Here is a 14117-nt window from a genome sequence, read left to right as displayed (position 1 = left end):
ATATTTAAAACTCTTATGAACTTACTGCCATTATCTGAACTTGTTTTTGTAAATTTGTGTTCGAAATTTTTTACTAGATGAAAGAAAGTGCTGTAAAAAAAATTGCAGTTCTTACTTCAGGAGGTGACTCTCCGGGTATGAATGCAGCATTAAGAGCGGTCGTTAGAACTGCAAACTATTATAATATCGAATGCTACGGAGTAAGGGAAGGCTATAATGGACTCATCCATGATGATTTCCTGAAAATGGGCCCCCGTTCTGTAAAAAATATAATCAACCAGGGCGGAACAATTCTTAAATCTGCCAGATCTGTAGAATTCAGAACTCCTGAAGGACGTCAGAAAGCTTATGACAACTGTGTGAAACATGGTGTGGATGCATTGGTGTGCATTGGAGGTGACGGGACTTTTACCGGGGCAAAGATTTTCAACGAAGAATTCGGGATCAGGGTAATTGGTGTACCGGGAACTATCGATAATGATATTTTCGGAACTGATAATACGATTGGCTACGATACGGCTTTAAATACCGCTATGGAAGCTATTGACAAGATCCGTGATACGGCAACATCCCACAACAGGGTTTTCTTTGTAGAGGTAATGGGCCGTGATGCAGGTTTCATCGCTTTAAACAGTGGATTGGCTACCGGTGCTCTGGATATTCTTATTCCTGAGAAGAAAGACAGCATGGAAGATCTTTTCGCCAATTTCAGAAAAGCTGAGAAAACAGGAAAAGCATCAAGCATCGTTGTGGTAGCCGAAGGTGAAAAACTTGGGAACATCTACGAGCTTTCTAAGCAGACTAAAGAGGAATTCCCTGATTACGATATCCGTGTAACGATCTTAGGACATATCCAGAGAGGTGGTTCTCCCAGCTGTGCAGACCGGGTTCTGGCAAGCAGACTTGGTTACGGTGCCGTAGTGGGACTCATGGAAGGAAAAACAAATGTAATGGCCGGAATGCGTTCCAACGATATGGTGTATACACCAATTGAAGAAGCTATTAAAAAACATAATGAAATCAATAAAGATCTTTTACTGATTTCCGAAATTTTAGCAATCTAATATTTTTTTATAATCTAAAACAAACTATTATGTCAACAATTAAAGTAGGTATCAACGGTTTTGGTAGAATTGGACGTCTTGTTTTCAGAGCAATGACTGAAAGAGATAACATTGAAGTAGTAGGAATCAATGACCTAATCAACGCAGAATACATGGCTTACATGTTAAAATATGATTCTGTACACGGTATTTTCCCGGGAGAAGTTTCTGTAGAAGGAAATGACCTTGTGGTAAACGGAAAAAGAATCAGAGTAACTGCTGAGAAAGATCCTAACAATTTAAAATGGAATGAAATAGGCGCTGACTATATCGTAGAATCTACAGGTCTTTTCTTATCTAAAGATTCTGCTCAGGCTCACATCAATGCCGGTGCTAAAAAAGTAATCCTTTCTGCTCCATCTAAAGACGACACTCCGATGTTCGTAATGGGTGTGAACCACAAGGAACTTACTGACGATATCAAAATTTTATCAAACGCTTCTTGTACTACCAACTGTTTAGCTCCTTTAGCTAAAGTAATCCACGATAACTTCGGGATCGTTGAAGGTCTTATGACTACGGTACACGCTACAACAGCAACTCAGAAAACTGTTGACGGTCCTTCAATGAAAGACTGGAGAGGTGGTAGAGCTGCATTAAACAACATTATCCCTTCTTCTACAGGTGCTGCTAAAGCGGTAGGAAAAGTAATCCCTTCATTAAACGGAAAACTAACAGGTATGTCTTTCAGAGTACCTACAGTAGACGTTTCTGTAGTTGACCTTACTGTAAGATTAGAAAAAGCTACTTCTTACGATGAGATCTGCGCTGCTATTAAAGCCGCTTCTGAAGGTGAATTAAAAGGAATCTTAGGATATACTGAAGATGCAGTAGTTTCTCAGGATTTCGTAGGAGATAAGAGAACTTCTATCTTCGACAAAGATGCTGGTATCATGCTTTCTCCAAACTTTGTAAAACTTGTTTCTTGGTATGACAACGAAATGGGTTATTCTAACAAGTTGGTAGATATGCTTGTACATTCTGCTTCTTTATAATAAGTAATCAGCTATAAAAAACCTTCCCGATGGGAAGGTTTTTTTGTTTAGTACATTAGAATAAATTACAATACATTTTTTAGAAAAGCTGATTCAGAGGAACCCCGAATTTCACGCCCCAAAAACTTTCCTCCTTCCCTTCATCGTAATTACTGAAAGAAGTATTACGCCAGAAAGGCTCTATATTGATGGTGGTTTTTCCATCCTTATCCCGCAGCGGGAACATAATCCCTACACTAAAAATATTTTTATTACTTGTAAAAGTAGTTGAGCCCGGTGTGATAAACTCTTTATTCTGATAGCTTACATCTAAACCTATTAAATTGTGCTGTCCAAGGGGAATAAAGCTGAGAATCTGCACCGATATATCTCTTTTATATCTTTGCTTAAGCGTACTGATATTGGCAATATAAACATTCTGTTCCTCCATATCGTAATAGACTGTATTATTTGTTCCACTGCTGTATTGAATTTTATTCCACTCTACCGTTGAGAATATTTCAGAAAGAGAGGTCTTTTTAGAATATGAAAGCTGAGCATTGATATAGAATCCCAAACCATTTCTCAGTCCGTAAAAAAGATTGCCTGATAACGAAAAATAACCCCCATTAACATTTTTATTAATAGGCTCAATAACAGAATTTTGAACATTAACACTGTCAATTATTTTTAATTTATCTTCGGCATAACCAATATCAAGTTTTGTCCAGATAAGAAATTTTGAAGTCCAGACATTCTTATAAGCCTCATTTTCATATTTCTCGACTTCCTGATGATAGATTTGCTTATAATACGTCGTATCCATTTTCTTATGTATAATTCTTTGAAATTCAGCTTCATTACCGGCTTGCTTTATTACAGACTTTTTGGCCAGATCATAGATCCCCAAATGGGCCTTATAATTCTTAGGGAAATTATATCCGGAAAACCACAGAGCAGTCCAACTTCCTCCTACTTGCAGTTTTTTTCTGTCAGAAAAATCAAAAAAACCGTTATTATTTAACTTCCCGTTAGCATTTATCGCCAATACATGTTTAAAGGGACTATTGGCATTGTCCCCATTAACAATATAATTAACAGGACTAAAGGAGAAGCTCTGTTCATTTTTATCAACCGAAAGAGCGGCATATTTTCCAACCTGGGTATTTTCTGGTGATCCTGTTACCAATAAGGAGAAATCTTTTTTTACCGTCTGCTTAAATGTATAAATAGATACCAGTGCACTGTTATTTTTAATATAATTTGTATCCGCTTTTACTAATCGATCAAGGACGGCTTCTAAATTTGCTTGATCTTTTTCTTGTCCCAAAACTATTCCCGCCCACAGTAGGAATAGAAGTAATACATATGTTTTCATGGCTATTAGTTTTCTACAAAGTTTGAAAATCCATGAATACAAGTAAATTACCCGTTTGGGTGATTTTAAATATCAAAAAGAGCAATATTTTGAGAGAATATATTATACAAAAAAACCTCTCCAGCAAAGAGAGGCTAATAGTTTATCATTTTCAAACAACTAAAAAAGAAAAGATTAAACTGTTTTTATAACATTCATTAATTAACTTCGAATAAACCGTGTGTAAAAATTCAATATTCTGAGACTTACTATTTTCTTAATTAAACAAATTATAAAAAAAAATAAACCATAAAACAAAACGGAACAAAAGAATTGAGTCGCCATGGTTATTAGCTAGTACAAAGTTTAGCATTTTATCAGTGTAAAAAAATCCCCCTTTTGTGGTATTTTGTAAGTATTTTATTTATTTTAGCTAAAACTAATTTATTCATGGAGAATTCAGAAAAAAAACATCCTCTCATTGAAGTCTGGAACACATACCCCGGCGTCAGGAGAGACAGAGAGGTCCTGGATAAACCACCCGTAGAGCGCATCATTGGCGAAATGTTTGCTATAGGAGAATTTTATTACTATGCACTGAACCTTACAAACAGTACACTTTCTCATCATCATGAAAACATTCTGAAGCTTCACGGCCTTTCATCATATCCGGAAAACTTAAAAGATGTCATTGATCTTACCCATCCTGATGATATAGAATTTGTAATAAAAGCCGAACATATCCTTATTAACAAAATAACAGAGATTGGACTTGAGCATCAGCTTTATATTAAGGGCAGCTATTGCTTCAGAATGAAAACAGCGGAAGGAAATTATGAACTGTTTCACCATCAGTCCATTATCACTATGGAGGATGAAACCGGAATTCCTGTACAGGCTATAAACATCCATACCAATATTCATCATATCACAAAAGAAAATCCTTATACCGTTCTGGTTTCCGGGATAGGTCCCAGAAATGACTTTCACCAGGTGAAGCTGGATTCATTTTCGAAACCAGAGAATTTTTCTGAACATCTAACGAAAAGAGAAATGGAAATTCTTGCCCTTATCACCAAAGGATATTCCGGGCCGGAGATAGCTCAGGCTCTGATTTTGTCTGAACATACAGTTCGTACGCACAGAAAAAACATTTTACGGAAAACAGATTCCAGAAACAGCAAAGAACTTGTAAAAAAGGCTTTTGAAAGAGGACTTATTTAATATTCTCAACGTTTAGTAAGGACTGACAAATCTCACCATTGAATTTCGGTGTAAAACTTGTATTTTTATACGAAATGGACACACCGATTATACAACCTCGCTTTAAAGATTTTCCCCATTTCAAGAGTTTTTGGGGAAAAGGTAACGGGAAACAGCTTATTGATTTTTCCAGCGCTGAAGTGAGCTTTAAAGATTTTGACAAGTTTTCATCCTATTTTTATCATGTAGATACAATAGGTGATGAAGTTGTCCGGGATGTTTATCTTACTAAAAAATTTCATGAAGCATCTAAAGAAATTGAAGGCTATATACGAAATGGAATCTCTGAAACAGATGATGTCCCTGAAAGTGTAAAAAAACTCTTCTCCCAAGCCCAACGGATTCCTGAATGGCTTGATTACAACCTGTTGAAAAGCGGCGCAGAACTCTGCATGCGAAGCAACCTGGACTCGCTGATCTCGTTAAGAGATTACTGCCTGATGGGAGGTTATGACTATGCTTACCTCAACAAGCCTCTTACCGCTACAGAAGCATTAAAAAAGGGCGCTGTAAAACGTCTTTCAGAAACCCTGGATTTTTGGGTAAATGTCACACGTTACGATGCATTGGAACTGCATGCAAAAGGCTACGAATTTGCCATAAAAACCCGCCTCATCCACTCTTACGCCAGACTTTCCATTAAAAAATATTACAAAGAATGGGATACTGAAAACTGGGGCGAGCCCATTAATTCGTGGGATATGATGGCTACGTATATAGGGTTTAGCCTCGTTTTTCTTCATAGCCTTCAAAAATTAGGAAATACTTTTTCTGTTCAAGAGGAAAAAGGAATTTTCCATCTCTGGAAATATGTCGGATATCTATTGGGAATTCCTGAACATCTTCTTCCAGAAAGCAAAAAGCAGGCAACCGAATATTTCTACCTGTGGACTTCTGTACAGCCGCCATCAGATAAAGATTCTATTCTGCTCGCTCATTCTTTATTGAATGAATCTCTGGAAAACCCGATCTTAAAATTCAAATTTCAAAGAAAAAACCTGAGATACCTGCATATTTGCTGCACGTGGTTTCTTCTCGATGATGAGGTATGTAAAAGACTACGGATCCCTGAAGTTCCCAACCGGAAACTGTTTCCTAAAACCAAAATTATTATCAACAAAATTTATGATAACCTGGTAAGCCAGGACACAAGAATAAAAAAAGGAAATAAAGATCAGATGAAAGTGCTGGAAGACTATCTTAGAGTTACTAAAAATTCAAATTTTCATTAGAAGAATCCTGAACAGCAAATACATTAAACGGAAAAAAAATATTTTTATGTTTTGAATCATAAAACTCTGCATTCTATTCGTAATGAATAACATCAGTCTCAAAACATTATTATTTTTTAACGTTAAAAACAGTTTTTCACATGAAACAATATTAGTTTTTGACGTTAAAATTCCGTAATTTTGAGCAATTATTTTAACAACAGATGAGCAACATAGACGATAAGAAAAAGGCACTTGCATTAGTGCTTGACAAGCTAGATAAAACATACGGAAAAGGAACTGTAATGACCTTAGGTGACAGTACGATTGATACTACCATTGAAGTTATTCCTTCCGGATCTTTGGGATTAGACATCGCTCTTGGAGTAGGTGGATATCCAAGAGGAAGAATCATTGAGATCTACGGACCTGAGTCTTCCGGTAAAACAACTTTAACGCTTCATGCTATTGCAGAAGCTCAAAAGGCAGGTGGAATTGCAGCATTTATTGATGCAGAGCATGCTTTTGACAGAGGTTACGCAGGAAAACTGGGAATCGATCTTGAAAACTTAATCATTTCTCAGCCGGACAACGGTGAGCAGGCTCTGGAAATTGCTGATAACCTGATCCGTTCAGGAGCAATTGACATCGTGGTTATTGACTCTGTAGCAGCCCTTACTCCAAAAGCGGAAATTGAAGGGGAAATGGGAGATTCTAAAATGGGTCTTCATGCAAGATTAATGTCTCAGGCATTGAGAAAACTGACAGCTACGATTTCAAGAACGAAATGTACCGTAATTTTCATTAACCAGTTGAGAGAAAAAATAGGTGTGATGTTCGGAAATCCTGAAACAACTACAGGGGGTAATGCATTGAAATTCTACGCTTCTGTAAGAGTAGATATCAGAAAGGCAAGTGCACCTATTAAAAATGGCGATGAAGCTATCGGAAGCCGTGTAAAGGTGAAGATTGTAAAAAATAAAGTAGCACCTCCTTTCAAGCAGGCTGAATTCGACATTATGTATGGTGAAGGAGTTTCTAAAACAGGAGAAATTCTTGACCAAGCTGTAGAACAGGGAATTGTAAAGAAAAGCGGTTCTTGGTTCAGCTATGAGGAAACTAAATTAGGACAAGGTCGTGATGCTGTAAAAGATGTGTTAAAAGACAATCCTGAGCTTGCTGAAGAATTGGAAAATAAAATCAAAGAAGAATTGAAAAATAAAATGAAATAATTTTTTCAATATATAAATTTAAGACAGCTTTCGGGCTGTCTTTTTTTTGTTTATAATTTAAGCCTTAGCTCCTTCTGACATTCTGTCACATTCTCCTTCATGGTATTTTTTTTGAGGCTTACATAGAAAATTAAAAAACAAAAATTATTATGACTAAAGGAAATATTAATGTATCTGTGGAAAACATTTTCCCACTTATTAAAAAGTTTCTTTACAGTGACCACGAAATATTCCTGAGAGAGCTGATCTCCAATGCAACTGATGCTACTTTAAAATTAAAGCACCTGACAGGTATCGGGGAAGCAAAGGTTGATTACGGAAACCCGAAGATTGAAGTTAAGATTGACAAGGAACAGAAAACGTTACGTATTATCGATCAGGGAATTGGTATGACTGGTGAAGAGGTTGAAAAATACATCAATCAGGTTGCTTTTTCCGGTGCCGAAGAATTCCTGGAAAAATATAAGGATTCTGCAAAAGATGCAGGAATCATCGGACATTTCGGACTTGGTTTCTATTCTGCATTTATGGTGGCAGAAAAAGTAGAAATTCTTACAAAATCTTATAAGGACGGTGCTGCAGTTCGTTGGATCTGCGACGGAAGCCCGGAATTTACCCTCGAGGAAACAACTGACAAAACTGACAGAGGAACGGAAATCATTCTCCACATTGCAGAAGATTCTACGGAATTTTTAGAAGAAACTAAGATCCGGGAACTGTTATCAAAATACAATAAATTCATGCCTGTTCCTATTAAATTCGGGACCAGAACACATACTCTTCCATTACCTGAGGATGCTCCGGAAGATGCGGTTGCTGAAACCGAGGAAGTGGATAATATTATCAACAATCCAACACCCGCATGGACTATTGCACCAAGCGAGCTGACGAATGAAGATTATATGAAATTTTACCATGAACTGTACCCAATGCAGTTTGAGGAGCCTTTATTCAACATCCATCTGAACGTTGACTATCCTTTCAATCTTACAGGAATTTTATTTTTCCCGAAACTGAGCAACAATTTAAATATTGACAAAGATAAGATCCAATTGTACCAGAATCAGGTATTCGTAACGGATGAAGTAAAAGGTATTGTTCCGGATTTCTTAATGCTTTTAAGAGGGGTAATAGATTCCCCGGATATTCCGTTGAATGTTTCCCGTTCTTACCTTCAGGCTGATGGTGCTGTGAAGAAAATCTCGTCCTACATCACTAAGAAGGTTGCCGATAAAATGTCTTCTCTGATCAACGAGAACCGTGAAGATTATGAGCAAAAATGGAACGATATCAAAATAGTAATCGAATACGGAATTATCACAGAGGAGAAATTCGCAGAAAAGGCAGATAAGTTCACACTATATCCTACCACAGACGGAAAATATTTCCTGTGGAATGAATTAATTGAAAAAATCCAGCCTGCCCACACAGATAAGAATGGTAGTACAGTAATTCTTTATGCAACGAATGCTGATGAGCAGCACAGCTATATTCAGGCCGCTAATGATAAAGGCTATGACGTTCTGTTATTAGACTCACCTGTGATTTCCCACGTTATCCAAAAACTGGAAACTACAAAAGAGAAAATCTCATTTGCAAGAGTGGATGCGGACCACATCAATAACCTCATCAAAAAAGACGAACCGGTTATTTCTAAATTAAATGAAACTGAAAAGGAATCTTTAAAGAAAGATGTGGAAGAAGCTGTAAAAGATGCCAAATTCACGGTACAGCTTGAAGATCTTGACAGCAATGATGCTCCGTTCACCATCACACAGCCAGAATTCATGAGAAGAATGAAGGAAATGCAGGCAACCGGAGGAGGCGGTATGTTCGGAATGGGAGGTTTTCCGGAGATGTATAATCTTGTGGTGAATTCTAACAGTGAGCTTTCAAACCAAATTTTAAAGACAGAAAATCCTGAGGAAAAGGAAACGCTGATCAAATATGCTCTTGATCTGGCGAAACTTTCACAGAATTTACTAAAAGGAAAAGATCTGACAGATTTTATCCAGAGAAGCTATAAGCAACTGGAAAAATAATAAAATACTAAAATTTAAAAAGACTGTTCTCTTATTGGGAACAGTTTTTTTATGCTTACACTTAAGTAGAAAATACTTTGTCTCCGATAAAGCATACACTAGTGCAGACAAAGCAAATCCAATCTTATTTATTAAAACAAAGTTTAAACTTAATACTCTTAAAATCTTAATAATTGCCCTAATGGCTCAAAGCAAACTATTGACTAGCTTTGATATTCTAAACTTTTCCAGCATTTTTGGTTATATCCTGTAGTGCACTGCATATTTTTTCTCTTTTTTATTGCGCACATTGCACTTTTTTTCCATTTTTGTATAAAATGTAGGATATGCAAAAAGAAAAATTACGCGTTATCAGAAAACAAAAAGGCTATACTCAGCAGCAAATAGCTGATATTATCGCGACTGATGTATCCAACTACAGCAGAAAGGAAAGCGGTGATGTAAAGATTGTAAGAGATGAATGGGACAAGATTGCCCGTTTTTTAGATGTTTCAGTAGAAGACATTTATGAGGATGAAGAAGCTAAGATTGTGATCAATAATAATCATCCTGTATATAATGACCAATCCTCTTCATCATCAGGAACGATCACTCAGTTTCATAATATGTCAGCGTCTATTATTCAGAACCTGCAGGATTATATTGCCCTGCTGAAAGAGGAAAATGAGAAATTAAAGGAAGAATTACGAACACCAAAAGGAAGAAAATAGGTTGCAGTTTTAAAAATCAGCCCGTTTTTACGTATAAATTTTTAAAAGCCTTAAATACTCAATAGTATCCAAGGCTTTTTTATTGTGGATATTTTTTAACTACCTCGTCTTTTTGTAAACAAAAAGCCACCCCTTCAAAAAGTAAAATGATGATCTTACCTCTGGCAGTTGAAATATGAATGGTAATTTTCGGGTTTCCGGCGGCTTCGCCGCCGGAAACCCGAATTGATCAATTCGTTTTATAAGTTTAGATTTATTGATGAACCAAAGTACTTTAATAGCTGTGAATAAAAAAACAGTTGCTGAACCGTAATTTCTTAACTGGACAGTAAAATTTAATTCTAAATCTCCTCAAGTGGGTTCCAGAACAGTTTTTTGAAATCTTTTATTCTTAAATTTTCAACGACAACACCTTCTGCTTCCAGTCTTTTCTGAAATTCGGGGACAGATAATACACCTGAACTGGATATAACACGATGTGCCGGGACATCTTCCGGGCATCCTCCCATCGCCTTTCCTACATGACGAGAATGGTTAGGATAACCTACCGCCTTGGCTATGGCACCATAAGAAGACACTCTTCCTTTTGGAATAAGTCTTGTAATCTCATAAATCTGTTGTTTGAAAATTTCGTCCATAGTATAGCGAACTGTTTTATCGTTAAATAATAAACATTAAACATCTTTCTGCATCATTTTTGGATTCTTAATTATTCAATGATGTCTGATTTTAAATATTAAAGATATGAAAAAATCATTTTTCCGGCTGCTGAATGCAGTCAATAAAAAGCTTCTTCCCAAGTTGAGTAATAAAGATCCGAACAAGCTTAGTAAAATAGAGAAAGGAATTCTGGCCTACCGATACTTTGTGCTGATTAATTCTCTTGATTGACCTCCAAGTAAGAGATTGTTTCGTTTCGCTCGCAATGACGAACGGGAAATAAAAAACGCTTCAAAATGAATTGAAGCGTTGGTATTTTTAAAAGAAATTTATTCTTAATTTTCCAGTATATAAGAGAACATCAATGGTGCACAGATCGTAGCATCACTTTCAACGATGAATTTCGGTGTTGTGATATCCAGTTTACCCCAAGTGATTTTCTCATTAGGAACTGCTCCTGAATATGAACCGTAAGACGTTGTAGAATCCGAGATCTGGCAGAAATAAGACCAGAAAGGAATGTCGTGCATTTCCATATCCTGATACAACATCGGCACCACACAGATTGGGAAATCTCCTGCAATTCCTCCCCCGATCTGGAAGAACCCAACTCCTTTTCCGGCTGAATTTTTAGTATACCAGTCAGCAAGATAGGTCATATATTCGATCCCCGATTTCATAGTGGTTGCTGTAAGCTCACCTTTGATACAGTAAGAAGCGAAGATGTTACCCATGGTAGAATCTTCCCATCCCGGAACTACAATCGGAAGGTTTTTCTCAGCTGCGGCAATCATCCATGAATTTTCTCTAGGAATTTCGTAATACTGCTCAAGAACCCCTGAAAGGATCATTTTATACATAAATTCGTGCGGGAAATAACGCTCGCCTTTAGCTTCTGCGTCTTTCCAGATCTCCACGATATGCTTCTGAAGCCTTCTGAAAGCTTCTTCCTCAGGGATACATGTATCTGTAACTCTGTTTAATCCTCTTTCTAATAGATCCCACTCATCTTGCGCCGTTAAATCTCTGTAATGCGGAACTCTTTCGTAGTGAGAGTGCGCCACAAGGTTCATCAAATCTTCTTCAAGGTTGGCTCCTGTACAAGAAATAAAATCAACTTTTCCCTGACGGATCATTTCTGCAAGAATTTTTCCCAATTCAGCAGTAGACATCGCACCTGCCAAAGTGATCATCATTTTTCCGCCATCTTTAAGATGTGCAACATACCCCTTAGATGCGTCTACCAATGCAGCCGCATTGAAGTGCAGATAATATTTCTCTATAAATTCAGAAATCGGTTTGCTCATTTTTTTTAATTTTTGCAAAGATAAAACTTAAAAACGGAATGCAACATGAGTACTTAAAGAAACTCTTGCCTGACCATTCTTTTTTAACAAATGATAAAAATAGCTTTATCCATAACGTCTCTTCATGAAAAAGTACAGCCGTGAAGCTGTACTTTCATCTAACAAATATAGATACACAGGAATTACCCGTGACAAGATTCTACTTTTAAGATCTCAATTTTTCTTTCACCATCTTTAAAAGGCCAGTCGATGATATCTCCTACTCTATATCCAACTGTAGCAAGCGCAATATCTGATAAAATGGAATACTTGTTTTTTACAGGCTTAGCTTTTGAAGAAGCCACGAAAATATATTCGTGTTCAAAATTCTGAGTATGATCTTTAATCGTCACTTTCCTGTTAACCGTCACTACATCGGCAGGAAGCTCTCTTCTCAGTACTTGTTTAGCTTTTCTCAATTCTTCAGCAAGTCTTTTTTCCTCCGGCATGCTTACTTTTTTTCTTCTGAGCGTATCTTTTATAGCATCATAAATTCCGGTGGTTACAATAATATGATTGGACATTTTTTATATTTTTTAAGGTAATGGATGCAGTCATTCCATGATCCAATGCAGGATAGCAGACAGCCTTTTCCTGTAGAAAACTGCAAAAATAATACGTAAAGTTTATCGGAATATTTTCCCTGTCCTGAATCCTGACAGGGCTTAATTGATAAAGTCCTTAGAGCTTTTTAGAAAAGAATCTCTATGTAAATACAGCAATGACAGCAAAAGACCTGAAAAACGGTCTGCCGGGGAAAAAGAAATAATTGCTGTCATGCTTAAAACCATTAATAATACTCTAAGATACTTAAAAATTTTGATTCGTGAAAGAGACTACTTTTTTACTCTACCTCTTTTATTTAAAATCTAAAACTTAAATTTCCTGTTTTCCTTTTTTTCAGAAATTTTCTTTTTGGTATCCAGGCGCTTTTGCTTTTGTCCTTTTGATGGTTTTGTGACGACCCTTTTCTTAGGAACGATTAAAGCTTTATTAACGAGTTCAATCATTTTATCAATCGCTTTATTCTTGTTCATCAGCTGGGTTCTGCTTTCCGATACGGTCAGAAAAAGATATCCTTCTGCATTGATTCTGTTTTTCAGTTTAGTAAGGATTAGTTCCTTCTGATGCTCATTAAAAAATTCAGACCCGGCAACAAACCATAGAACGGTCACCGAAGTTTCCACCTTATTAACGTTTTGCCCGCCCGCTCCGCTGCTCCGGGAAGTTTTAAAACTCAGTTCTTTTGAAAAGTCTTTCATGTTTTATATTTTAAAGGTCTGGATTTAAGAGCCAGGAATCAGGAATTAAAGTACATCAAATAATGGGCAAAAATTTATAATCTTTCGGTTATTATTTTATTCAGCTCTATCCTGTTCACTTTTCCGTTTGGGGTTCTGGGAATACGTTCTATAAAAATAATCTCTTTAGGTTTGTGAAAGCTTTTTTCAAAAGGTATTCCGGCAATCTTTTCAATCAGATCCGCTGATTCTGATCCTTCTATCACCAATATCAGCTTCTGGCCCAGACTTTCATCTTTCAGACCTATAAAAACTGCTTCATTGGGAATTTCTTGTTTCACCAATGCTTCCAGTGTTTCAGGAAAAATTTTCGCTCCTCCGGAATTAATAACATTATCTATACGTCCGAGAAACTTAAACTGTTTTCCATTTCTAATTTCAACTAAATCATTAGTTTGCAAAACCTCAGCATTAACATTGGGCGCATAGATTTTCAGACAGCCTCTTTCATCTATATTGATAGCTACGTTTTCAAAAGCCGTAAAATAATCTTGCGGTTCCGGCATAAGCTGCTTTAAAGCAATATGGGAAAGCGTTTCAGACATTCCATAGGTTTCAAAAATACGGATACTTTTTAATCTTTTATTTTGGGCTATCTTTCTTTTTAATGATTCAGAAACAGCTGCCCCACCGATGATCAGATTTTTGATCAAATGGAGTTTATCCAGCGAGTTTTCTACCTGAAGAGGAGTCATTGCACAGAAATCAATTTCTTCACTTAAATGCTCAACTGGTTTCAAGGATGGATCTGAAACAATCAGCCTTAATTTTCTCTCGATAGAACGGACTACCATCATTTTACCTGAAATATATTCAACCGGCAGGCATAACAGCGCTTTATTTCCTTCTTTCAAGCCTAAGAAATTACAGGTCATTACAGCAGAGTTCAGCATTTTCTCTTTTTCGATTTCAAAAATT

Annotated in this window: 14 protein-coding genes; 8 read left to right on the top strand and 6 right to left on the bottom strand. The window is 36.6% G+C overall.

Going from position 1 to position 14117, the window contains the following annotated elements:
* The first annotated feature begins 77 nt into the window (after positions 1 to 77).
* Both pfkA and gap read left to right on the top strand, forming a co-directional pair.
* On the top strand, positions 78 to 1064 hold the full coding sequence (pfkA, locus tag DRF60_RS14220; RefSeq protein WP_116012686.1) for a 6-phosphofructokinase: 987 nt from the start codon (positions 78 to 80) through the stop codon (positions 1062 to 1064).
* 29 nt (positions 1065 to 1093) lie between these two features.
* The gene (gene gap / locus DRF60_RS14215; protein WP_116012685.1) at positions 1094 to 2098 is read left to right on the top strand and encodes a type I glyceraldehyde-3-phosphate dehydrogenase; all 1005 of its coding nucleotides are present in this window, start codon (positions 1094 to 1096) and stop codon (positions 2096 to 2098) included.
* A gap of 79 nt (positions 2099 to 2177) precedes the next feature.
* On the opposite strand, the gene DRF60_RS14210 is transcribed toward gap, so the two are convergent.
* The gene (locus DRF60_RS14210) at positions 2178 to 3455 is read right to left on the bottom strand and encodes a hypothetical protein (protein WP_116012684.1); all 1278 of its coding nucleotides are present in this window, start codon (positions 3453 to 3455) and stop codon (positions 2178 to 2180) included.
* 429 nt (positions 3456 to 3884) lie between these two features.
* Here DRF60_RS14210 and DRF60_RS14205 point away from each other — a divergent pair, with 429 nt between their 5' ends.
* From DRF60_RS14205 to DRF60_RS14185, 5 genes are all read left to right on the top strand, one after another.
* A complete protein-coding gene (locus DRF60_RS14205; RefSeq protein ID WP_116012683.1) occupies positions 3885 to 4658 on the top strand; it encodes a response regulator transcription factor in 774 nt (257 codons plus the stop codon).
* Positions 4659 to 4732: 74 nt separating this feature from the next.
* A complete protein-coding gene (locus tag DRF60_RS14200) occupies positions 4733 to 5929 on the top strand; it encodes an oxygenase MpaB family protein (protein WP_116012682.1) in 1197 nt (398 codons plus the stop codon).
* A gap of 203 nt (positions 5930 to 6132) precedes the next feature.
* A complete protein-coding gene (gene recA, locus DRF60_RS14195; RefSeq protein ID WP_116012681.1) occupies positions 6133 to 7140 on the top strand; it encodes a recombinase RecA in 1008 nt (335 codons plus the stop codon).
* 149 nt (positions 7141 to 7289) lie between these two features.
* On the top strand, positions 7290 to 9182 hold the full coding sequence (gene htpG, locus DRF60_RS14190; protein ID WP_116012680.1) for a molecular chaperone HtpG: 1893 nt from the start codon (positions 7290 to 7292) through the stop codon (positions 9180 to 9182).
* 326 nt (positions 9183 to 9508) lie between these two features.
* Positions 9509 to 9892 carry a helix-turn-helix transcriptional regulator gene (locus DRF60_RS14185; RefSeq protein ID WP_116012679.1) on the top strand — a complete coding sequence of 128 codons (384 nt, stop codon included), beginning with the start codon at positions 9509 to 9511 and terminating at the stop codon, positions 9890 to 9892.
* A gap of 341 nt (positions 9893 to 10233) precedes the next feature.
* Here the strand turns inward: DRF60_RS14185 and DRF60_RS14180 are convergent, their stop codons facing one another.
* Positions 10234 to 10530 carry an MGMT family protein gene (locus DRF60_RS14180; protein WP_116012678.1) on the bottom strand — a complete coding sequence of 99 codons (297 nt, stop codon included), beginning with the start codon at positions 10528 to 10530 and terminating at the stop codon, positions 10234 to 10236.
* A gap of 106 nt (positions 10531 to 10636) precedes the next feature.
* On the opposite strand from DRF60_RS14180, the gene DRF60_RS21390 reads away from it, so the two are divergent.
* On the top strand, positions 10637 to 10783 hold the full coding sequence (locus DRF60_RS21390) for a hypothetical protein (RefSeq protein WP_167443737.1): 147 nt from the start codon (positions 10637 to 10639) through the stop codon (positions 10781 to 10783).
* A 104-nt stretch (positions 10784 to 10887) separates the two neighbouring features.
* On the opposite strand, the gene DRF60_RS14175 is transcribed toward DRF60_RS21390, so the two are convergent.
* From DRF60_RS14175 to DRF60_RS14160, 4 genes are all read right to left on the bottom strand, one after another.
* Positions 10888 to 11859, bottom strand: coding sequence for a deoxyhypusine synthase family protein (locus DRF60_RS14175; RefSeq protein WP_111955197.1), 972 nt, complete (start codon positions 11857 to 11859; stop codon positions 10888 to 10890).
* A gap of 182 nt (positions 11860 to 12041) precedes the next feature.
* Positions 12042 to 12422, bottom strand: a complete 381-nt coding sequence (locus DRF60_RS14170; protein WP_116012677.1) for a GreA/GreB family elongation factor — start codon at positions 12420 to 12422, stop codon at positions 12042 to 12044.
* Between the two features lie 345 nt (positions 12423 to 12767).
* Positions 12768 to 13160 carry an alternative ribosome rescue aminoacyl-tRNA hydrolase ArfB gene (arfB, locus tag DRF60_RS14165; RefSeq protein WP_116012676.1) on the bottom strand — a complete coding sequence of 131 codons (393 nt, stop codon included), beginning with the start codon at positions 13158 to 13160 and terminating at the stop codon, positions 12768 to 12770.
* A gap of 74 nt (positions 13161 to 13234) precedes the next feature.
* Positions 13235 to 14117 (bottom strand): acyl-CoA synthetase family protein (locus DRF60_RS14160; protein ID WP_116012675.1); only part of this gene is annotated, 883 nt, incomplete at its 5' end.

This window comes from Chryseobacterium elymi, from assembly GCF_003385495.1.
GTDB classification, from domain to species: Bacteria; Bacteroidota; Bacteroidia; order Flavobacteriales; family Weeksellaceae; genus Chryseobacterium; species Chryseobacterium elymi.
The sequence above is the reverse complement of the archived record's forward strand: the minus strand, read 5'-3'. Positions and strand labels throughout refer to the sequence as shown.

Bases quoted from the DNA above. Each gene is read 5' to 3' on its own strand.
- pfkA (WP_116012686.1), top strand. From the start codon at position 78: ATGAAAGAAAGTGCTGTAAAAAAAATTGCAGTTCTTACTTCAGGAGGT.
- gap (WP_116012685.1), top strand. From the start codon at position 1,094: ATGTCAACAATTAAAGTAGGTATCAACGGTTTTGGTAGAATTGGACGT.
- DRF60_RS14210 (WP_116012684.1), bottom strand. From the start codon at position 3,455: ATGAAAACATATGTATTACTTCTATTCCTACTGTGGGCGGGAATAGTT.
- DRF60_RS14205 (WP_116012683.1), top strand. From the start codon at position 3,885: ATGGAGAATTCAGAAAAAAAACATCCTCTCATTGAAGTCTGGAACACA.
- DRF60_RS14200 (WP_116012682.1), top strand. From the start codon at position 4,733: ATGGACACACCGATTATACAACCTCGCTTTAAAGATTTTCCCCATTTC.
- recA (WP_116012681.1), top strand. From the start codon at position 6,133: ATGAGCAACATAGACGATAAGAAAAAGGCACTTGCATTAGTGCTTGAC.
- htpG (WP_116012680.1), top strand. From the start codon at position 7,290: ATGACTAAAGGAAATATTAATGTATCTGTGGAAAACATTTTCCCACTT.
- DRF60_RS14185 (WP_116012679.1), top strand. From the start codon at position 9,509: ATGCAAAAAGAAAAATTACGCGTTATCAGAAAACAAAAAGGCTATACT.
- DRF60_RS14180 (WP_116012678.1), bottom strand. From the start codon at position 10,530: ATGGACGAAATTTTCAAACAACAGATTTATGAGATTACAAGACTTATT.
- DRF60_RS21390 (WP_167443737.1), top strand. From the start codon at position 10,637: ATGAAAAAATCATTTTTCCGGCTGCTGAATGCAGTCAATAAAAAGCTT.
- DRF60_RS14175 (WP_111955197.1), bottom strand. From the start codon at position 11,859: ATGAGCAAACCGATTTCTGAATTTATAGAGAAATATTATCTGCACTTC.
- DRF60_RS14170 (WP_116012677.1), bottom strand. From the start codon at position 12,422: ATGTCCAATCATATTATTGTAACCACCGGAATTTATGATGCTATAAAA.
- arfB (WP_116012676.1), bottom strand. From the start codon at position 13,160: ATGAAAGACTTTTCAAAAGAACTGAGTTTTAAAACTTCCCGGAGCAGC.